Consider the following 20,476-nt stretch of genomic DNA (forward strand, 5'->3'; position numbering starts at 1 on the left):
AGGATCATCCGGCGAAGTGGTCCCAGCCCGTGGTCTGTGGAGCCACGCCGCCTACCGTTACACCGCCGCCGTCCTGCACAATGCCCATCCGGACAAATCCTTTGGGCAGCACGGCACCGGGCGGGAATGTGGCCAGCAGGCCATGATCCTCTCCCCCGCCCAGCACCCAGTCCAATGGATCGGCTCCCAGCCGCGCTGCTGCGGGGGCGAGCAGTTCGGCACGGGTACGGACGTACTCCGCGTCCAAGTCGATTCCGACGCCCGATGCCAGGGCTATTCGGCCGGCGTCCCGCACCAGCCCGTCGGAAACGTCCAGCATCGCCGTTGCGCCCGCCGCCGCCGCCCGCGGGCCCAGGTGTATCGGCGGATGCGGCCGGTTCTGGGACGCGACCAGGGTGGCAAGAAGCTGGTCCGGCTCTTCCCGGACGGTTGAATAGTCCAGACTGCTCTCCAGCACCGCCAGCCCACCGGCTGCGGCCCCCAACGCTCCGGTAAAGGCCAGGACGTCGCCGGGCCTCGCTCCGGAGCGAAGGACGGGTGCCCGCCCTTCGAGGTCACCGGTCACGGCTGCGGTGACAACAATCTGGCTGCCGCGGCCGAGGTCTCCGCCCACAACCGAGCACCGCCCGGTATCGAACATCAAGGACGTCACTGCCCCTGCGAGGCCGCTGGCCAGGTCCTCCACCCACGCGACCTCAGTGCTTCCGGGCAGGGTCAGGCTGACCACGAGGGAAGTGGGCACAGCACCCATGGCATTGATGTCGGAGAGATTCTGGGCTGCGCATTTCCAGCCGACTGTGTATCCGCCGGTACGGTAGCCCGAGGGCCACAGCAGGCGGAAATCCGCATCCTGAACCAGGGTGTCGATGGAGATCACCGTACGACCGTCGGGGGCGGCGATCACCGCGGCGTCATCGCCGGGACCAATGAGGGCGGTGGTGGGACCGAGCCTGGGGAAGATCCGTTCCAGCAGTGCTTTCTCATCGAGCTGCTCCACGGTCAGGATGTCAGACGGCACGGGCTCTTCCTTTGGTTTCCGCCGGGGTTGGTCTTTGAAATTACCATGGCGGCTTAACGAAAAAGCCGGCCCCGGACATGTTGTCCGGAACCGGCTGATGGTGACCCCAGCGGGATTCGAACCCGCGTTATCGCCGTGAGAGGGCGACGTACTAGGCCGCTATACGATGGGGCCGGGTACAGTGCTCCAAGCACTCCACGCGTCCGTCTTTGATACATCGGACGGGAGTGAGCCTGTGCACTTCCTTTGCCGGTTTCGAAGAACCGGCCTGAAGAGTATTTCATATTCTTCAGATGGACACCAATCGGGCATTTTGCCGCGTATTGGTTACCGCTGGGATACCAGGACTCGAACCTAGAATGACGGTACCAGAAACCGTTGTGTTGCCAATTACACCATATCCCAATGTGCTTCAAGCTACGCTCTTGCGGGTTTCCCCGCGGCGTTCCTTTGGGGTTCAACCCCTCAGCACGAGTTATTACTATACACGGCTTTCGGAGCAAGTACAAAACCGGCTCCTTGTCCGATCCGGGGCACCTGTCAGAGCAGGCCAAGAACCTCCATCAGCGTGCCAACCGTGAACACCCCGGCGGGGACCGCCGTATTGTCTCCCCGCACCGGTGAGGGGTTGTCCTCGCGGTCCAGCCAGACGCCGGTCAGGCCGGCGTCGTGGGCGCCGATGGCGTCCACAATCAGGTTGTCCCCCACATACGCCGTCCGTGCCGGCAGGCTGCCGACGAGCCGCGCTCCTTCGTGGAAGATAGCCGGGTCCGGTTTGGCGGCACCAACGGTATCGATGCCCACCAGCACCCGGAGCCGCTCCAGTCCGGCGGCGTCCAGCTTGGCACGCTGGTAATCGTGGACGTTGTTACTGACCGCCCCATAGGCGATGCCCCGTTCATCCAATGCGTCCAGCAGCGGAACCACGTCATCAAAGGCGCAGAAATGACGGGGAAGTATCTGCTCATAGGCATCGTTCCAGGCCCTCGCGGCATCGCTGTCCAGCGGTGCCAATCCAGCCCGTTCGCGGGCATGCTGCAGCCGGAGCACCCGCTGGTCGGCGAAGCTCAGGTGCCCGGCAAGGTAAGCGTCGTAGTGACCCTGCGGGTCGGCGGCGAACAGGGACGTATACGCGTCCCAATCCGCCGCCGTGAAATGTGCCAGGTCTTCCGCACTGACTGCCTGCAGCGTGGTGCCCATGGCAGCCTGCAGGTCCACCAGTGTTTCATCAATGTCGAACAGCACCGCGTCGACAGACCTGGCCATCCTCATGTCCCTACGCGGCGGCGCGGAAGGAACGAATCCGGGCCAAGGAGGAGTCCCGGCCAAGGATAACCATGGACTCGAACAGCGGCGGTGAAATGCGGCGTCCGGAAATGGCAGTACGCACAGGTCCGAAGGCCAGCCGCGGCTTGATGCCCATCTCTTCCACCAGAGCCTGGCGCAGTGCCGCCTGGATGTTTTCCGCGGTCCACTCCTCCACTCCGTCCAGAGCGGTCAGTGCCGCATCTAGCACCTCGGCCAGGTTAGCCGGGAGGCCCTTGCGCGCGTCGTCGGCAACGTCAACGGCGTCGTCGGCCTTGAAGAGGAACCCGAGCATGTCCGGAGCCTCGCCGAGCAGCGTGATCCTTTCCTGGACCAGCGGGGCGGCTTCGGTGAGGATTTCCTCTTCCCGGGCGGTCAGAGTCTCCCCCACCAGGCCGGCGTGCTGCAGGTACGGGACCAGCCGGTTGCGGAAGTCTTCGGCCTCGAGCATCCGCACGTGTGTGCCGTTGATGGCTTCGGCCTTCTTCAAATCGAACCGCGCCGGGTTGGCCAGCACGTCGTGGATGTCGAAGTTTTCCACCAGCTGCTGCACGGTGAAGATATCCTCATCCGCGGACAGCGACCAGCCCAGCAGGGACAGGTAGTTCAGCAGGCCTTCGGGGATAAAACCGCGTTCGCGGTGCAGGAAGAGGCTGGACTCCGGATCGCGCTTGGACAGCTTCTTATTGCCGGCGCCCATCACGTAGGGCAGGTGCCCGAACAGCGGCATGTATTCGGCAACGCCGACGTCGATCAGTGCCCGGTAGAGGGCAATCTGGCGGGGCGTGGAGGACAGCAGGTCCTCGCCGCGCAGCACGTGGGTGATCCCCATCAGGGCATCGTCCACCGGGTTCACGAGGGTGTAGAGCGGGGCACCGTTGGCGCGGACCACCACAAAGTCGGGAACCGTGCCGGCCTTGAACGTGATGTCGCCGCGCACCAAGTCAGTGAAGGTAATGTCCTCGTCCGGCATCCGCACGCGCAGCACCGGGGAACGGCCTTCGGCTTTGAAGGCTTCGATCTGTTCGGGCGTCAGATCGCGGTCATAGTTGTCATAGCCGAGCTTGATGTCGCGGCCAGCAGCACGGTGGCGCGCCTCAATCTCCTCCGGCGTGGAGTAGGACTCGTAGACGTAACCGGCGTCGCGCAGCTTGGCAATAACATCCTGGTAGATCTCACCCCGCTGGGACTGGCGGTACGGCTCGTGCGGGCCGCCCACTTCCACGCCTTCATCCCAGGTGATGCCGAGCCACTTCAGCGCGTCGAGGAGCTGGAGGTAGCTTTCCTCGCTGTCACGGGCGGTATCCGTGTCTTCGATGCGGAACACCATGGTGCCCTTGGTGTGCTTGGCGTAGGCCCAGTTGAACAGGGCGGTCCGGATCAGGCCGACGTGCGGGGTGCCCGTGGGGGACGGGCAGAAACGCACGCGCACGGGCGTGGCATCGGTAACGGTGGGAAGGTCAGCTAAGGGTGTGGGCGCATTAGTCATGATGCTTCCCAGTTTAGTCTCTTCTGCCTCTACGCATGGCCTAACGTGCGTAGGCGAGGAGCCAAAGGAAGATACCGCCGCCCGCCGCGGTGCCGGCGGCTGCCCCGGCAAGGTGCTGCAGCGGAGATCCTGCCCGCGCGCGCCGCAGGATCACGACGAGCAGTATAAGGACCACGGCAGCAGCCAGCGCTGTCCCCACCGGCCCTGTGAAGAGCAGCGCGGCCAGCGACCCGAACATGACGATGCCGGCACCGAGCGTGACATCCAGCCATGACCAGGCGGTGAATGCGTTGGCCACCAGCAGCACCATAGCGGCCGCCAGCAGCGCAAACACGGCTGCGGAAAGCGCCAGCGGCCCGTCCAGCCACAGAATGAGCCGCTGGAGCATAAAGCCCAGCGCGGCCGCGCCCAGCACTACCGGAGGCAGCGACGACGGACCGAACCGGCGCAGGTCATTGCGCTTTTTCAGGTATGCCACCAGGACCGGTGGAAAGACTCCCAACAGCAGGGCAGCCCCGAGCCCCCAGGGAAGCGCCTGCGCCGGCGCAAAGCTGAGGAACGGAACGGCCAGGAGCGCGGCCGACCATATCAGGGCAGCCGGCGTTGCTCCGGCATGAAGCCGATGCCGGTCCCTGCCCGCTCCGCGACGCATCAGCTGCGGACGGTGTTTACCAGCCGGCCGATTCCTTCAATGTCGACCTCAAAGCGCTGTCCGTCGCTGATGATTCCGACGCCGGCAGGCGTGCCGGTGAGGATAACGTCGCCGGGCAGCAGGGTGAAGGCCTGGGAAACGTAGGAGACCAGCTCCTTGACACCCCAGATCATCGAACTCGTGTTGCCGTCCTGCACCAGCTCGCCGTCCAGGTAACCGCGGACCTCGGTGTTCTCCGGGTCCAGTTCGGTTTCAATCCACGGACCCAGCGGGCAGGAGGTATCAAAGCCCTTGGCGCGTGCCCACTGGTCGTCGGTCCGCTGGGCGTCGCGTGCCGTCAGATCATTGGCGCACGTGTAGCCGAAAATCACTTCGTTCACGCGTTCAACCGGGACGTCCTTGCAGATACGGCCGATGACGACGGCGAGCTCGGCTTCATAGGACACCTCATCCGAGAACGAGGGCAGCACCACGGGATCGTTGGGTCCGATGACCGAGGTGTTGGGCTTGAGGAACATCAGCGGCGCCGGAGGGACGTCGTTGCCCATCTCCGCAGCGTGGTCGGCATAGTTGCGGCCGATACCCACCACCTTGCTGCGCGGAATAATCGGGGCCAGCAGACGTACGTCCTCGAGCTTGTGCCGCTCCCCCGTCAGCTGGACACCCGAAAAGAACGGGTCTCCCTTGATAACGGCAATTTCTTCGTTGCCTTCTTCTCCGCCGACCACGCCGTAGGCGGGGTCACTGTCCTGTACAAATCGAGCAATACGCATGCTTCTAAGCCTAGTGGAGAAACTGCGCCGGCATGCAGGTACGGCCACGCACACAGGACCCCTCCAGCAGAGAAGACATTCGTGATTTTGCGCACCAGGGCCGCCGGCATCCCTGGTGTGGGGTTAAACAAGTGAGGCCCGTACCAACACTGGTACGGGCCTCACCCTTCACAATTTGTCCGGCGGTGACCTACTCTCCCACATCCTCCCGGATGCAGTACCATCGGCGCTGTGGGTCTTAGCTTCCGGGTTCGGAATGGGACCGGGCGTTTCCCCCACGCTATGACCGCCGTAACCCTACTACCCGCACCCGCACAACCACCGGCCAAAAAACCGGGTGTGCAGAGGGGAAAACATTGGGTCACGAACGTCCTTAGACGAAGTGATATTCAGTTTTTTTGTTCCACGGCCAACAACCAGGGTTGTTATCCGGGAACCACATAGTGGACGCAAGCAGCATGATCAACAACACCCTGTACGTTGGGAAACCGTTTGAAGTCGTGTTTCCCCAGATGTTGGTGTGGTGTAAGTTATCGGCCTATTAGTACCGGTCAGCTTCACGGGTCTTTAGTCCCCGCTTCCACATCCGGCCTATCAACCCAGTGGTCTGGCTGGGGGCCTCTCACACACAAGGTGTATGGAAATCTCATCTCGAAGCGGGCTTCCCGCTTAGATGCTTTCAGCGGTTATCCCATCCGAACGTAGCTAATCAGCGGTGCACTTGGCAGTACAACTGACACACCAGAGGTTCGTCCGTCCCGGTCCTCTCGTACTAAGGACAGCCCTTCTCAAATTTCCTGCGCGCGCAGCGGATAGGGACCGAACTGTCTCACGACGTTCTAAACCCAGCTCGCGTACCGCTTTAATGGGCGAACAGCCCAACCCTTGGGACCTACTCCAGCCCCAGGATGCGACGAGCCGACATCGAGGTGCCAAACCATGCCGTCGATATGGACTCTTGGGCAAGATCAGCCTGTTATCCCCGAGGTACCTTTTATCCGTTGAGCGACGGCCATTCCACAATGTACCGCCGGATCACTAGTCCCGACTTTCGTCCCTGCTCGAGATGTCTCTCTCACAGTCAAGCTCCCTTGTGCACTTACACTCGCCACCTGATTGCCAACCAGGCTGAGGGAACCTTTGGGCGCCTCCGTTACTCTTTAGGAGGCAACCGCCCCAGTTAAACTACCCATCAGGCACTGTCCCTGACCCGGATTACGGGCCGAAGTTAGATATCCAGTATGACCAGAGTGGTATTTCAACGATGACTCCACCCGAACTGGCGTCCGGGTCTCACAGTCTCCCACCTATCCTACACAAGCCACACCGAACACCAATACCAAACTATAGTAAAGGTCTCGGGGTCTTTCCGTCCTGCTGCGCGTAACGAGCATCTTTACTCGTACTGCAATTTCGCCGAGTTTATGGTTGAGACAGCGGGGAAGTCGTTACTCCATTCGTGCAGGTCGGAACTTACCCGACAAGGAATTTCGCTACCTTAGGATGGTTATAGTTACCACCGCCGTTTACTGGGGCTTAAATTCCCAGCTTCGCCCGTAAGGGCTAACCGGTCCTCTTAACCTTCCAGCACCGGGCAGGAGTCAGTCCGTATACATCGTCTTGCGACTTCGCACGGACCTGTGTTTTTAGTAAACAGTCGCTTCCCCCTGGTCTCTGCGGCCCCGATCCCCTCCGGACAGCAAGTGTCCATCAAGGTTGGGGCCCCCCTTCTCCCGAAGTTACGGGGGCATTTTGCCGAGTTCCTTAACCATAATTCTCTCGATCGCCTTAGTATTCTCTACCTGATCACCTGTGTCGGTTTGGGGTACGGGCGGCTGGAACCTCGCGCCGATGCTTTTCTAGGCAGCATAGGATCACCGGATCCCCCCGTGAGGGGGTCCCGTCGGATCTCAGGATCGTCATCAAAGACACCGTGACGGATTTACCTATCACGGACCCTACATCCTTAGACCAGGTCAACCATCGCCTGGCCCGGCTACCTTCCTGCGTCACACCTGTTAATACGCTTACCTCCCAGGATCAGGTCCCGTGCTCGGCCAAAACCCTCACACCACAAGGATGCTCGGGCAGGCTCCGGACGGTTAGTGTCCCCTGCTTGGTATGGGCGGTTCTTCGCCGGTACGGGAATATCAACCCGTTGTCCATCGACTACGCCTGTCGGCCTCGCCTTAGGTCCCGACTTACCCAGGGCAGATTAGCTTGACCCTGGAACCCTTGATCATTCGGCGGACGGGTTTCTCACCCGTCTTTCGCTACTCATGCCTGCATTCTCACTCGTGTAGGCTCCACCACTGGTTTACACCGCAGCTTCACTGCCCACACGACGCTCCCCTACCCATCCAGACGACTGAACCACGAAGGCTTATCTATATCTGAATGCCACAACTTCGGCGGTGTACTTGAGCCCCGCTACATTGTCGGCGCGGAATCACTTGACCAGTGAGCTATTACGCACTCTTTCAAGGGTGGCTGCTTCTAAGCCAACCTCCTGGTTGTCTGGGCAACTCCACATCCTTTCCCACTTAGCACACGCTTAGGGGCCTTAGTTGGTGGTCTGGGCTGTTTCCCTCTCGACTATGAAGCTTATCCCCCACAGTCTCACTGCTGCGCTCTCACTTACCGGCATCGGAGTTGGCTGACGTCAGTAACCTTGTAGGGCCCATTAGCCATCCAGTAGCTCTACCTCCGGTAAGAAACACGCAACGCTGCACCTAAATGCATTTCGGGAGAACCAGCTATCACGGAGTTTGATTGGCCTTTCACCCCTACCCACAGCTCATCCCCTCCATTTTCAACTGAAGTGGGTTCGGTCCTCCACGACGTCTTACCGTCGCTTCAACCTGGCCATGGGTAGATCACTCCGCTTCGGGTCTAGATCACGCCACTGCAACGCCCTGTTCAGACTCGCTTTCGCTACGGCTTCCCCACACGGGTTAACCTCGCGACGTAACACTAACTCGCAGGCTCATTCTTCAAAAGGCACGCTGTCACAGCTACAAGGCTGCTCCAACGGTTTGTAGGCACACGGTTTCAGGTACTATTTCACTCCCTCCCGGGGTACTTTTCACCTTTCCCTCACGGTACTTGTCCGCTATCGGTCATCAGGAGTATTTAGGCTTACCAGGTGGTCCTGGCAGATTCGCACGGGATTTCTCGGGCCCCGTGCTACTTGGGATCCTCTCCAAGCGGCAGCATACATTCCGGTTACGGGCTAACACCCTCTACGGCCTGGCTTTCAAACCAGTTCACCTATGCATCTGCACTCACCACCGATCCGGCAGAATCGGTACGGAAAGTCCCGCAACCCCAGTGATGCAACGCCCGCCGCTATCACACACCACTGGTTTAGCCTCTTCCGCGTTCGCTCGCCACTACTACGGAATCACTGTTGTTTTCTCTTCCTGTGGGTACTGAGATGTTTCACTTCCCCACGTTCCCTCCACGCACCCTATGTGTTCAGATGCGGGTCACCCGGTCACTCGCGCGCCGGGCGGGGTTTCCCCATTCGGACATCCTGGGATCAAAGTTCGGTTATCAACTCCCCAGGCTTATCGCAGATTCCTACGTCCTTCTTCGGCTCCTGATGCCAAGGCATCCACCGTGTGCCCTTAAAAACTTGACCACAAAGATCAATAATTAATTATCGCTATCGAGAAAACCACGGTCACACCCCGCCACCGCCCCGCAAGGGGACAGCACCGGGATCTACCAGGTTTTTCTGAAATTGCACTTAATAATTTTTAAGATGCTCGCGTCCACTATGTAGTTCTCAAACAACAACCCCGTCACACCCATCCACACCCGGACACCCCCGCAAAGAGGCGAAACCCGTGATGTATCCGGCATGCGCAGGAACAAACAGAAACAAACCACAACCATGAACAACCACCCCGGCCGCAAAGCCCGGATCATTACCCACGGTCCTGTTGTCTCAGGACCCAACAGTGTGCCAAACGGTCAACCGGCATACCCGCCCGAACCAACGCTTTCCAGGACCCCCAAGGGGAAGACCGTACTCACCGATCCGGGCATCACGCCGGCGCCTATCCATTGATATTCCACCCTTGAGCACCCACCGGAGAACAGATGTCTCCGATATGGGCATCTCCTGCAGGAGACACATCCGACGCTGTGGCCGGACATACCGTCCTGAGGTGCTCCTTAGAAAGGAGGTGATCCAGCCGCACCTTCCGGTACGGCTACCTTGTTACGACTTAGTCCCAATCGCCGGTCCCACCTTCGACGGCTCCCTCCCACAAGGGGTTAGGCCACCGGCTTCGGGTGTTACCAACTTTCGTGACTTGACGGGCGGTGTGTACAAGGCCCGGGAACGTATTCACCGCAGCGTTGCTGATCTGCGATTACTAGCGACTCCAACTTCATGAGGTCGAGTTGCAGACCTCAATCCGAACTGAGACCGGCTTTTTGGGATTAGCTCCACCTCACAGTATCGCAACCCTTTGTACCGGCCATTGTAGCATGCGTGAAGCCCAAGACATAAGGGGCATGATGATTTGACGTCGTCCCCACCTTCCTCCGAGTTGACCCCGGCAGTCTCCTATGAGTCCCCGCCATAACGCGCTGGCAACATAGAACGAGGGTTGCGCTCGTTGCGGGACTTAACCCAACATCTCACGACACGAGCTGACGACAACCATGCACCACCTGTAAACCGGCCACAAGTGGGGGACCTGTTTCCAGGTCTTTCCGGTTCATGTCAAGCCTTGGTAAGGTTCTTCGCGTTGCATCGAATTAATCCGCATGCTCCGCCGCTTGTGCGGGCCCCCGTCAATTCCTTTGAGTTTTAGCCTTGCGGCCGTACTCCCCAGGCGGGGCACTTAATGCGTTAGCTACGGCGCGGAAAACGTGGAATGTCCCCCACACCTAGTGCCCAACGTTTACGGCATGGACTACCAGGGTATCTAATCCTGTTCGCTCCCCATGCTTTCGCTCCTCAGCGTCAGTTAATGCCCAGAGACCTGCCTTCGCCATCGGTGTTCCCTGATATCTGCGCATTTCACCGCTACACCAGGAATTCCAGTCTCCCCTACATCACTCTAGTCTGCCCGTACCCACTGCAGACCCGGGGTTGAGCCCCGGGCTTTCACAGCAGACGCGACAAACCGCCTACGAGCTCTTTACGCCCAATAATTCCGGATAACGCTTGCGCCCTACGTATTACCGCGGCTGCTGGCACGTAGTTAGCCGGCGCTTCTTCTGCAGGTACCGTCACTTTCGCTTCTTCCCTGCTGAAAGAGGTTTACAACCCGAAGGCATTCGTCCCTCACGCGGCGTCGCTGCATCAGGCTTTCGCCCATTGTGCAATATTCCCCACTGCTGCCTCCCGTAGGAGTCTGGGCCGTGTCTCAGTCCCAGTGTGGCCGGTCACCCTCTCAGGCCGGCTACCCGTCGTCGCCTTGGTGGGCCATTACCCCAACCAACAAGCTGATAGGCCGCGAGTCCATCCAAAACCGCATAAAGCTTTCCACCCCCATGGCATGCGCCAGGAGGTCGTATCCGGTATTAGACCCGGTTTCCCAGGCTTATCCCGAAGTCAAGGGCAGGTTACTCACGTGTTACTCACCCGTTCGCCACTAATCATTCTGTGCAAGCACAGAAGTCATCGTTCGACTTGCATGTGTTAAGCACGCCGCCAGCGTTCATCCTGAGCCAGGATCAAACTCTCCGTAAATGTTTTACAGACACAATGCCGGGGCCAAGGAAAATTGGCCGCCAGGCACTGCACTAAATTCGAAACCGGCTAAAAAAACCGTTCCATACCCACGGGGTGGGCGGACACGGTCGATTCAACCAATCAAAATAAATTGGTATCAATAAACTTGGCACACTATTGAGTTCTCAAACAACAGACGCAATCCGAAAATACTCGGGAAAACAATGTTTTCCTTTTCTTCTTCGCTGCAATGTTTTATTATCTTATTCCATTCCGGCGTTATTTGCAATTCGCGGTTTTCCTGTCGGAATCCCGTGAAAAGCGTTTGTACCGCCGTTCCGGCCCCAGCGTGAACCGGAGTCTTTTCCGCCGGCCCGGTGAAGGGCACGGGAGTTGGACTCTGATTTTCGAAGGGGTTTGGCCGCCATGCTCGGGCGCTTTCTCAGCGTCCCTGCCGCGGCGACTTCAATTACTTTACACACCCCGCCCGGTCCTTGCAAACCGGATCGAAGTGACCTGCCGCACGCTGTCCGCAACACTGCAAATCCGGCTGTGCGGGCCAGTGTTTCGGCCGGTGTATCCATCGTAAAACCTGCAGCTCCCCTCTACGCAAGCCGGTACCCGGTCAGCCTCGTCACATTAACCCTCGTCGCATAAACAGGCCGGCCACCGGACGGCAAAGCGGATCATCTGGCGGCCGGGTCCCATCCCCTGCCGGGCGCGCGCCCATCCCCTGCCGGGCGGGTGCCTATCCGTTGCCGCGGAGGTACGCCAGCTGTGCAGCCACCGACAGCTCGGCGGCGGCACGCACGTTGGCCGGCACATCCGCGTAGACCAGGTCTGCGATGTCCCCGGCGCCGGCGTTGGAACCGATGTGGTCCAGGGCGGTACGAATCTGTTCCAGCCGCTCTTCCCGGTGGTCCCGGTAGGTCAGGACCAGTGAGCTCAGATCCGGTTGAACGGGCCCGTGTCCGGGAAGAACCGTGGCGGCACCGAGGTCAGCCAGCATCTCCAGTGTCTGCAGGTAGTCCCCCAGGGTCCCGTCCGGATAGTCCAGCACCGTGGTCCCCCGCCCCAGGATGGTGTCTCCGGTAAGCACGGAGCCGTTGCCGCCGTCGTCGGGAAGCCAGAAACACACCGAGTCCGAGGTGTGCCCGGGCGTCGCCAGGACCCTGATCTGGAGTCCGGCGGCCTTAATGCTTTCATCGGCGCCGAGCGGATCCGCTCCGATGCAGTACTTCGGATCAAGTGCGCGGACCGGTGCACCCGTCAGCTCCGCGAACCGCCGGCTCGCCTCGGTGTGGTCAGGGTGCCGGTGGGTAATCAACACCAGTTCCACGGTTCCGGCGCCGGCCAGGGCCTGCAGATGCTCCTCGTCCAGCGGACCCGGGTCCACCACCACCGTGCTTCCGGATCCCGGGGCAGCCAAAACGTAGCTGTTGGTGCCGTCAAGGGACATGGGCCCCGGGTTCGGGGCGAGCCGGACGCGGCTGAGCTCGCTGCTGCGGACCAGCCCGGAATCCGGAAGCTGTTCGGTGGTTGACATGGGTTCCTAGGCCAGGCGGGTCAGCCAGCCGTGGGTATCCTCCACGGTGCCGGTCTGGATGCCGAGCAGCTGCTCGCGGATGGACATGGTGACTTCTCCCGGCTTCGCGTCCGCGGATCCGATGACCTCAGTTTCAGACTTCAGCTGGCCCACGGGAGTGATGACCGCTGCCGTGCCGCACGCGAAGACTTCGGTGATTTCACCGGAGGCAACGCCGTCGCGCCATTCATCCAGGGTGATCTTGCGTTCCTGAACGTCCATGCCGCGGTCCCGGCCCAGCTGCAGAACGGAAGAGCGCGTGATTCCGTGCAGGATGGTGCCGGAGAGTGCGGGGGTGACCAGGCGTCCGTCCTTGAAGACGAAGAAGACATTCATGCCGCCAAGCTCTTCCACGGCGTTGTCGTTGAATTCATCCAGGAACAGCACCTGCTTGCAGCCGTTGGCTTCGCCTTCCATCTGGGCGATGAGTGAGGCAGCGTAGTTGCCGCCGCACTTTGCTTCACCGGTGCCGCCGCGGCCGGCGCGGGCGTACTTGGAGGAAAGCCAGATGGAAACCGGCTTCAGTTCCCCGCCAAAGTAGTTCCCCGCCGGCGAGGCAATCACGCGGTAGGACACCTCGCGGGCCGGACGGACACCCAGGAACGCCTCGGTGGCGATCATGAACGGGCGCAGGTAGAGCGCGGCGCCGTCGCCGTCCGGGATCCAGTCCTGGTCCAGGGCCACCAGCCGGCGGATGGACTCCAGGAAAAGTTCCTCGGGAAGCTCGGGCAGCGCAAGCCGGCGGGCGGAGAGGTTCAGGCGTGCAGCATTGGCTTCGGGGCGGAAACTCACCACGGAACCGTCTGCGTGCCGGTATACCTTCAGGCCCTCGAAGATCTCCTGCCCGTAGTGCAGGACGCCGGCTGCCGGATCGATGGAGATGGGTCCGTAGGGCTCAATGCGGGCGTTCTGCCACTGGGCTTCTCCGCCTTCGGCCGCCTTCCAGTCAATGACGGCGGTGTGGTCGGTGAAGTAGTCGCCGAATCCGGGGTTCGCCAGGATGGTGGCCCGCTCGGAGGCGGACTTCGGGTTGGTGGAAAGCTCCTGGGTGAATTCCAGTGCGCTGACGGTCATGATTCCTCCACGGTGAACGGCAAAAACCCGTTCGACGACTACTTATTGGCTATGACTGAGCTTATGACACCGCGGCGGCGATGGCATCGCCCACTTCGGCGGTGGTACGGCGTTTTCCGCCCCGGTTGGCGAGATCCGCGGCGACGGCCTGCTGTATCCGCGCGGCTTCATCATCGAATCCCAGGTGCTCCAGCAGCAGGGCAGCCGAGAGGATGGCTGCGGTGGGATCAGCTTTCTGCTGCCCGGCGATGTCCGGGGCAGAGCCGTGTACGGGTTCGAACATGGACGGGTAGGTGCGGTCCATGTTGATGTTGCCGGAGGCCGCCAAACCAATGCCACCGGTGATCGCGGCAGCCAGGTCGGTGATGATGTCGCCGAAGAGGTTGTCCGTGACGATGACGTCGAACCGTGAGGGATCACTCACCATAAAGATGGTGGCGGCGTCCACGTGCAGGTAGTCGTGGGTGACCTCGGGGAATTCCGCGGCCACCTTTTCCACGGTTCGCTTCCACAGGCGCCCGGCGTTCACCAGCACGTTGTGCTTATGCACCAGCGTCAGCTTCCGGCGCGGCCGCTGCGAGGCCCGGCGGAAGGCATCACGAACCACGCGCTCGACGCCGTAGGCGGTGTTGAGCGAAACTTCGGTGGCGATCTCCTGCGGGGTTCCCTCACGGAGCACTCCCCCGTTGCCGGCATATGGCCCCTCGGTTCCTTCGCGAACCACGATGAAATCGACGTCTCCGGGATTGGCCAGCGGGCTGTCAACTCCCGTGTACAGCTTGGACGGGCGGAGGTTTACGTAGTGGTCCAGGCTGAAGCGCAGCTTGAGCAGCAGCTCGCGTTCAATCAGCCCCGAGGGCATGCTCGTGTCCCCGGGCGCCACACCCACGGCTCCGAAAAGAATCGCGTCATGGCCCTTGAGTGCGTCCAGTGTCTTATCCGGCAGGGTCTCCCCCGTTGCCAGCCAGTGCTCAGCCCCGAGCTCATACTCGGTCAGGTCAAACCGGGCTGGTCCGCCCGCGGTGACCTTGTTCAGCACCTTCACTGCTTCGGCCGTAACCTCCGGGCCGATTCCGTCGCCCGGGATCACGGCCAGGGAAATGACTTTGGACTGTTCTTCGCTCATAACGCCCATCATAGAAAGACGGTCCGGATGCCGGACAACCCATCTCACATGCTGAACACTGCGGCGAGAATTCCACCCCTGGCATGACGCGCCGGAGGAACGAGGGGCCTAAAGTTGTTGTCCATGCTCCTGCACCGACGTATCTATGCCTGGATGCAGGCAAACCCCGCCAAGGTGGACCTGTGCTCCGCCCTGGGCTTCACCCTGTTCCTCGCGGTGCCGGTCCTGCTCATCGGCCGCTGGCAGCCGGTCGAATTCCTGTTGTCGACAGCCATCTGCATGAGCATGGCCTGGCGCCGCACCAGGCCCGTACCGGCAGCGGCGGTCCAGGCCACCGCCTGCATCCTCTCCCTGTTCCTGGTCCCGGAGACGGGGTTGCCGGCTGACATTCTTGTCCTGGGCATGGTCTACTCGCTGGCTGCCTTCGCTCCACGGTGGGCAAGCCTGGCCGGGCTGGGGCTGGCGCTGGCTGGCGGCATGGCCTTTGTGCTGGTGTATTTCATTGCGCCGGCCATGGGAGGCAGCCTTCCCGGGACTACCGGGTTCATCCCGATGCTCATATTGGTCATCGCCGTTGATGCGGTGGTCCTGGTCTTCTGGACCTTCGGGGACCTGGCCCGCACCCGGCGCCTGGCGATGCAGGCGCTCCAGGACCGCGCCCACCGCCTGGAGATTGAACGCCAGCAGGAGCGGGACCTGGCCGCCGCGGACGAACGCAGCCACATTGCCCGGGAGATGCATGACATTGTGGCGCACTCGCTCTCGGTGATCATTACGCAGGCCGACGGCGCGCGGTATGCAAGCGCCGACGATCCGGACGTCGCCCCGCGCACCCTGGGCGTGATCGCCGAAACCGGGCGGAGCTCCCTGCGCGAAATGCGCCGCCTGCTCGGCGTGCTCCGCGGCGACGAAGCAGCCTCCACCCGCCCCCTGCCCTCTCTGGCAGATGTTGATGCGTTGGTGGACTCTGTCCGGCGCGGCGGGGTGGATGTTTCCGTGCAGGTGGACGGCGCGCCCCGCCGGCCCCTGCCGCCGGGCGCTGAGCTCAGCGCGTACAGAGTCATCCAGGAATCCCTGACCAACGTGCTGAAGCATGCCGGTCCCAGCGCCCGGGCGGCTGTTGACCTCCAGTGGTCACCGCGGGGGCTGGCCCTCACTGTCACGGACAACGGGATAGGTGCCGCTGCAGCCATCGACAGCGACGGCGCCGGACAGGGCATCAAGGGGATGGGCGAGCGGCTGGCGCTTTACGATGGAACCCTAAAGGCTGCTCCGGCGGCCGGCGGAGGATTCCGCGTTGAAGCATTCATCCCCTACACGGAGGCCTAGGCATAGTGCCGGATTCCCCCTGGACCGCAGCGTCCGAAACACCGCTCCCTTCCGCCGACCCCATCCGGGTGGTCCTGGTGGATGACCAGCAGCTGGTGCGCGGAGGTTTCCGCATGCTGATCAATTCACAGCCGGATCTCGAGGTGGTTGCCGAAGCCGGCAACGGACACGAGGCACTGGCCGCACTGGCCGCCGTACGGGCCGACGTTGTGCTGATGGACGTCCGGATGCCGGGAATGGACGGCATCGAGGCCACCTCCCGGATCCTCGACGCCGGAAACGGCGGGGAGCGTAACGAAGACGTGAAGGTGGTGGTGCTGACCACCTTCGACCTGGATGAGTACGCGCTTTCCGCCATCCAGGCCGGCGCCAGCGGCTTTCTGCTCAAGGACGCCCCGCCCGAGGAGCTGTTGGAAGCCATCCGCACCGTGCACCGCGGTGACGCGGTGATTGCGCCGTCCACCACCCGCCGCCTGCTGGACCACGTTGCCCCCATGCTGCGCACCGCCGGAACACCCGGAAGCCCGCATGCCGCCGCCGTCGAAACCCTGACGCCGCGCGAACACGAGGTTTTCACCCTGATAGCCCAGGGCCTCTCCAATCCTGAGATCGCAGCGAAGCTCTTCCTCTCGGAGGCAACGGTCAAAACCCACGTGGGCCATATCCTGGCCAAGCTGGGCGCCCGGGACCGGGTGCAGGCCGTGGTTATTGCGTACGAGACGGGCATAGTCGCACCCTAGGGGCATGGAACGGGGACGGCGCACGGCCACTGTCGAGGACGTCCGTCAGGTCTGCCTCTCCCTGCCCGGCGTCTCGGAACGGCTCAGCTGGAAGCAGCCCGCCTGGTTTGCCCGCACGCTGATGGCCCGGATGTGGGATGAAGACTCCCTGACGGTCAAAAGTGCGGAACGGGAGGCACTGGCGGCGCTGCACCCGGACATCTACTTCTGGACCCCGCATCACGAGTCCTCTCCGCTGCTGGTCCTGGTGCGGCTGGCATACGTTCCGCAGGATGAGCTGGCAGAAATGCTGCACGAGTCCTACCGGCTGGCCGGCGCCCTTCCACCCACGGTATGAGGCCGGTTCCCCGGGAACCGTCCCCCGGCTCGATGTGGCCCATGACGCCGCGGGCATAGCGTGGGAACCATGACAACACTCGCACAGCAGAATCCTGTCCCCGGCACGGGGAAAACCCGCCTGGCCGCAGCCGCGCAGAAGCTGAACAAGACGTACGGCACCGGTGAAACCCGGGTCCACGCCCTTCGGGATGTGGACGTGAGCTTTGAAACCGGCACCTTCACGGCCATTATGGGTCCGTCCGGCTCCGGAAAGTCGACCCTGATGCATTGCCTGGCCGGCCTGGATACCTCCGACTCGGGACGCATCTGGATTGGCGGCACCGAACTCACCGGACTTAACGACGCCGCACTGACCCGCCTTCGCCGGGACTCCGTGGGCTTCGTTTTCCAGTCCTTCAACCTGGTCCCCACGCTTACCGCCGAACAGAACATCACCCTCCCCGTCGCGCTGGCCAACGGCAAGGTGGACCGGGCCTGGCTGGAAAGCATCACCGAAACCCTGGGCCTCACCGGCCGGCTGAAGCACCGGCCGCATGAACTCTCCGGCGGCCAGCAGCAGCGCGTGGCCGTAGCCCGTGCCCTGCTGACCCGCCCGGACGTGCTCTTCGGAGACGAGCCCACCGGCAACCTGGATTCCAAGTCCGGAGCCGAGGTCCTTTCCCTGCTCCGCCGTTCCACCAAGGAGATGGGCCAGACCATCATCATGGTCACCCACGATCCCGTGGCCGCTTCCTACGCGGACCGGGTTGTGCTCATGAATGACGGCGCACTGGTGGGCGAACTGGCGAATCCCACCCCGGACACCGTACTGGCCGCCCTGACCAAGCTGGGGGCGTAAGGCATGTTGCAGGTAGCGCTGGCGCAGGTGCGCCTGAACGCCCGCCGTTTCATAGCGGTCTCCCTGGCGGTCCTCATCGCCGTCGGCTTCCTGACGGCCACTCTGATCATTAATTCCTCCTCCAAGGCCTCGCTGACCCAGAGCGTCGGCCAGAGCTACCGCAACGCGGATCTGATCCTCAACGGCAACCTGTTCCGGTCCGATCCGCTGGTGCTGGACGAGGACACCGCCGCCATTGTCCGTGACCTCCCCGGAGTGGCGGGAAGCTACGAGGTGCAGCAGGGATACGTCAGCTTCGGCACGGGCCGGGACACGGTGTACGGCAAGCTGGACAGCATTCCCGAGTACACGGGGCTCTTCCCCGGAAAGGTCACCGACGGTTCGCTGCCGGTGTCCGACGGCGAGGTGGCCGTGGACAGCGACACCGCCGAGCGGGCGGGCCTGTCGAAGGGCTCCGTACTTAGCCTCACCGGTGGAACGGACGATTCAGCTGCCGTGGAGCTGACAGTCACCGCACTGGTAGCCCCGTCCGATGACCCGACCAGCATGGGCAATGCCCAGCTCTATGCCACCGGCGCCACCGCGGCATTATTCGCCAACGCGGAAGACGGCTTCGACACCATCCAACTGGCGCTGGCCGACGGCGCCGACGTGAACGAGGTGCGGGCCGCCGTGGAGCAGGAGCTTTCCGCCGCGGGCATGGGTGAGGTGGTTGTCCGTACCGCTGCCGAGCAGACCGATGTCCTGGTGGCCATGTACACCGGCGGAGACGATGCCCTGACCATCATCCTGCTGGCCTTCGCCGCGGTGGCGGTGCTGGTCTGCGCGTTGGTGGTTTCCAACACCTTCTCCGTGCTGGTGGCCCAGCGCACCCGCGAACTTGCCCTGCTGCGCTGCATCGGTGCCGAACGTTCGCAGATCCGCCGCTCCGTCATCGTGGAAGCCCTGATTGTGGGCATAGTCGCATCCGTTGCCGGTGTCCTGGCCGCCGTTGCCCTGGTGGGCGGCATCATTGCCTACCTGCAGACCATTCCCGAAAGCGGCTTCGCCACACTGGCGGTCTCCCCCGGCTCGGTAGTCGCCGGACTGGTGGTGGGTGTCCTGCTGACCGTCCTGTCCGCCCTGGTTCCGGCCCGGGCCGCCACCGCGGTTGCCCCGCTGGCTGCCCTGCGCCCTGCCGAAGATGTTCGGGCCGGAACAAAGCGCGGGCGGGTCCGCCTGGCCATCGGCCTGGTGCTCCTGGCCGGCGGTGCCGCCCTGCTTGCTGCCGGTGCGGTCTCCTCGGACCTCCTGGTGGCGCTGCCCGGCGGCATCCTGAGCTTTGTGGGCGTGCTGATGTGCGCCACGCTGTTTGTCCCGGGTCTGGTGCGGGCCGTCGGCAGGATCGCTGCTCCGCTGGGAGTGCCCGGCAAACTAGCAGCGGTCAACGCCGTCCGGAACCCCCAGCGTACGTCGGCAACATCCTCCGCCCTGCTGATCGGCGTCACCCTGGTCACCATGATGATGACCGGGGCCGCCACGGCGCGGACCTCCCTGGACGACGTGTTGGCGGGAGAGTTCCCGGTGGATGTGAGCGTTGCCGGCCAGGACCGTCCGTTCACCGCCGCCGACGCGGACACCGCACGTGCCGTTGACGGTGTGCAGGACGCTGTCCTGGTGCCCCTGGCCGGTACCACCGACACGGAGGAATACGGCGCCTACGACGTGTACGCGCTGGATCCTGCTGAAGCGGCGAAGGTCCTGCAGGATTCCGACCTGGTCCTCACGGACAACACCATCCTGATGCCGCAGGGCATCAAGTCCGAAACGCTGACGGTAACCGGGGCGAGCTCCACCGCGGAGCTGAAGGTACTGGAATCGAACAGCAAACAGCTGCGCCCGCTCATCAGTGCCGACACGGCGGCGAAGCTGGGTGGCCCTGCACCGCTGCCCGCTTCCGCTGACTACGTTCCGTTGCCGGAGCTCTGGCTGTCCGTGGAGGAGACCCTGAATACCTCCGCCCTGATAGACCTGCGCGCCGATCTGGCGGAACGGCTGGATGTGGAGGAGTACACGGTGAACGGTTCCGCGATTGAGCGTGCCGCGTTTGACCAGGTCATCGACGTCCTGCTGATGGTGGTCACCGGCCTGCTGGGAGTGGCCGTGGTGATTGCCCTGGTGGGTGTGGCCAACACATTGTCCCTCTCGGTATTGGAACGCACCCGCGAGTCGTCCCTGCTGCGGGCACTGGGCCTGACCCGCGGACAGCTACGCGGCATGCTGGCACTCGAAGCCGTGCTGATCGCCGGGGTGGCTGCCCTGATGGGCACCGTGCTCGGCTCGGTTTACGGCTGGCTCGGAGCGCAGTCGGCGCTGGGCTCCTTCGCCTCGGTGGAGCCGTCGGTTCCGTGGCTGCAGCTGCTCGGTGTCCTGGCCGTGGCGCTGCTGGCCGGCCTCGCGGCGTCGGTCCTCCCGGCCCGTCGCGCCGCCCGCCTCTCGCCGGTGGCCGGACTCGCTGCCGACTGACCGGACCC

The 20,476-nt window shown here is 62.7% G+C and carries 13 protein-coding genes, 2 tRNA genes and 3 rRNA genes; 5 read left to right on the top strand and 13 right to left on the bottom strand.

Annotation, left to right across the window (positions count from 1 at the left end; translation table 11 throughout):
• Nucleotides 1-4: 4 nt before the first annotated feature.
• The 13 genes from thiL to MUK71_RS10700 form a co-directional block, all read right to left on the bottom strand.
• Entirely contained in the window at nucleotides 5-1,018 is a 1,014-nt protein-coding gene (gene thiL / locus MUK71_RS10640) for a thiamine-phosphate kinase (protein ID WP_227927599.1), read from the bottom strand.
• Between the two features lie 98 nt (nucleotides 1,019-1,116).
• Nucleotides 1,117-1,192: transfer RNA gene (locus MUK71_RS10645), tRNA-Glu, on the bottom strand.
• Nucleotides 1,193-1,351: 159 nt separating this feature from the next.
• Nucleotides 1,352-1,423 (bottom strand) — tRNA-Gln (locus MUK71_RS10650).
• A gap of 135 nt (nucleotides 1,424-1,558) precedes the next feature.
• The gene (locus tag MUK71_RS10655; protein ID WP_227927598.1) at nucleotides 1,559-2,284 is read right to left on the bottom strand and encodes an HAD family hydrolase; all 726 of its coding nucleotides are present in this window, start codon (nucleotides 2,282-2,284) and stop codon (nucleotides 1,559-1,561) included.
• A gap of 10 nt (nucleotides 2,285-2,294) precedes the next feature.
• On the bottom strand, nucleotides 2,295-3,812 hold the full coding sequence (gene gltX / locus MUK71_RS10660; protein ID WP_227927597.1) for a glutamate--tRNA ligase: 1,518 nt from the start codon (nucleotides 3,810-3,812) through the stop codon (nucleotides 2,295-2,297).
• Between the two features lie 40 nt (nucleotides 3,813-3,852).
• On the bottom strand, nucleotides 3,853-4,464 hold the full coding sequence (locus MUK71_RS10665) for a hypothetical protein (protein ID WP_227927596.1): 612 nt from the start codon (nucleotides 4,462-4,464) through the stop codon (nucleotides 3,853-3,855).
• On the bottom strand, nucleotides 4,464-5,237 hold the full coding sequence (locus MUK71_RS10670) for a fumarylacetoacetate hydrolase family protein (protein WP_227927595.1): 774 nt from the start codon (nucleotides 5,235-5,237) through the stop codon (nucleotides 4,464-4,466). The genes MUK71_RS10665 and MUK71_RS10670 overlap by 1 nt, the downstream gene beginning before the upstream one ends.
• A gap of 177 nt (nucleotides 5,238-5,414) precedes the next feature.
• A 5S ribosomal RNA gene (gene rrf, locus MUK71_RS10675) occupies nucleotides 5,415-5,531 on the bottom strand.
• Between the two features lie 226 nt (nucleotides 5,532-5,757).
• Nucleotides 5,758-8,880, bottom strand: a 23S ribosomal RNA gene (locus MUK71_RS10680).
• Nucleotides 8,881-9,423: 543 nt separating this feature from the next.
• Nucleotides 9,424-10,950 (bottom strand): 16S ribosomal RNA (locus MUK71_RS10685).
• The 16S, 23S and 5S rRNA genes sit together here, the layout of an rRNA operon.
• Before the next feature lie 730 nt (nucleotides 10,951-11,680).
• Nucleotides 11,681-12,478: an MBL fold metallo-hydrolase gene (locus tag MUK71_RS10690; protein WP_227929533.1), complete on the bottom strand. Its 798-nt coding sequence runs from the start codon at nucleotides 12,476-12,478 to the stop codon at nucleotides 11,681-11,683.
• A 6-nt stretch (nucleotides 12,479-12,484) separates the two neighbouring features.
• Nucleotides 12,485-13,591 carry a branched-chain amino acid aminotransferase gene (locus tag MUK71_RS10695; RefSeq protein ID WP_227929532.1) on the bottom strand — a complete coding sequence of 369 codons (1,107 nt, stop codon included), beginning with the start codon at nucleotides 13,589-13,591 and terminating at the stop codon, nucleotides 12,485-12,487.
• Nucleotides 13,592-13,652: 61 nt separating this feature from the next.
• Complete coding sequence (locus MUK71_RS10700) at nucleotides 13,653-14,717, bottom strand: 3-isopropylmalate dehydrogenase (RefSeq protein ID WP_227929531.1); 1,065 nt, start codon at nucleotides 14,715-14,717, stop codon at nucleotides 13,653-13,655.
• Between the two features lie 123 nt (nucleotides 14,718-14,840).
• On the opposite strand from MUK71_RS10700, the gene MUK71_RS10705 reads away from it, so the two are divergent.
• The 5 genes from MUK71_RS10705 (at nucleotide 14,841) to MUK71_RS10725 (ending at nucleotide 20,468) form a co-directional block, all read left to right on the top strand.
• Complete coding sequence (locus MUK71_RS10705; RefSeq protein ID WP_227929530.1) at nucleotides 14,841-16,046, top strand: sensor histidine kinase; 1,206 nt, start codon at nucleotides 14,841-14,843, stop codon at nucleotides 16,044-16,046.
• Between the two features lie 68 nt (nucleotides 16,047-16,114).
• A complete protein-coding gene (locus MUK71_RS10710) occupies nucleotides 16,115-16,786 on the top strand; it encodes a response regulator (RefSeq protein ID WP_279326978.1) in 672 nt (223 codons plus the stop codon).
• Nucleotides 16,787-16,790: 4 nt separating this feature from the next.
• Nucleotides 16,791-17,123 carry an MmcQ/YjbR family DNA-binding protein gene (locus tag MUK71_RS10715; protein ID WP_227929529.1) on the top strand — a complete coding sequence of 111 codons (333 nt, stop codon included), beginning with the start codon at nucleotides 16,791-16,793 and terminating at the stop codon, nucleotides 17,121-17,123.
• Nucleotides 17,124-17,192: 69 nt separating this feature from the next.
• Nucleotides 17,193-17,963, top strand: a complete 771-nt coding sequence (locus MUK71_RS10720; RefSeq protein ID WP_227929528.1) for an ABC transporter ATP-binding protein — start codon at nucleotides 17,193-17,195, stop codon at nucleotides 17,961-17,963.
• Nucleotides 17,964-17,966: 3 nt separating this feature from the next.
• Nucleotides 17,967-20,468: an FtsX-like permease family protein gene (locus tag MUK71_RS10725; protein ID WP_227929527.1), complete on the top strand. Its 2,502-nt coding sequence runs from the start codon at nucleotides 17,967-17,969 to the stop codon at nucleotides 20,466-20,468.
• Nucleotides 20,469-20,476 lie beyond the last annotated feature (8 nt).

It is taken from the genome of Arthrobacter zhangbolii, from assembly GCF_022869865.1.
GTDB lineage: Bacteria > Actinomycetota > Actinomycetes > Actinomycetales > Micrococcaceae > Arthrobacter_B > Arthrobacter_B zhangbolii.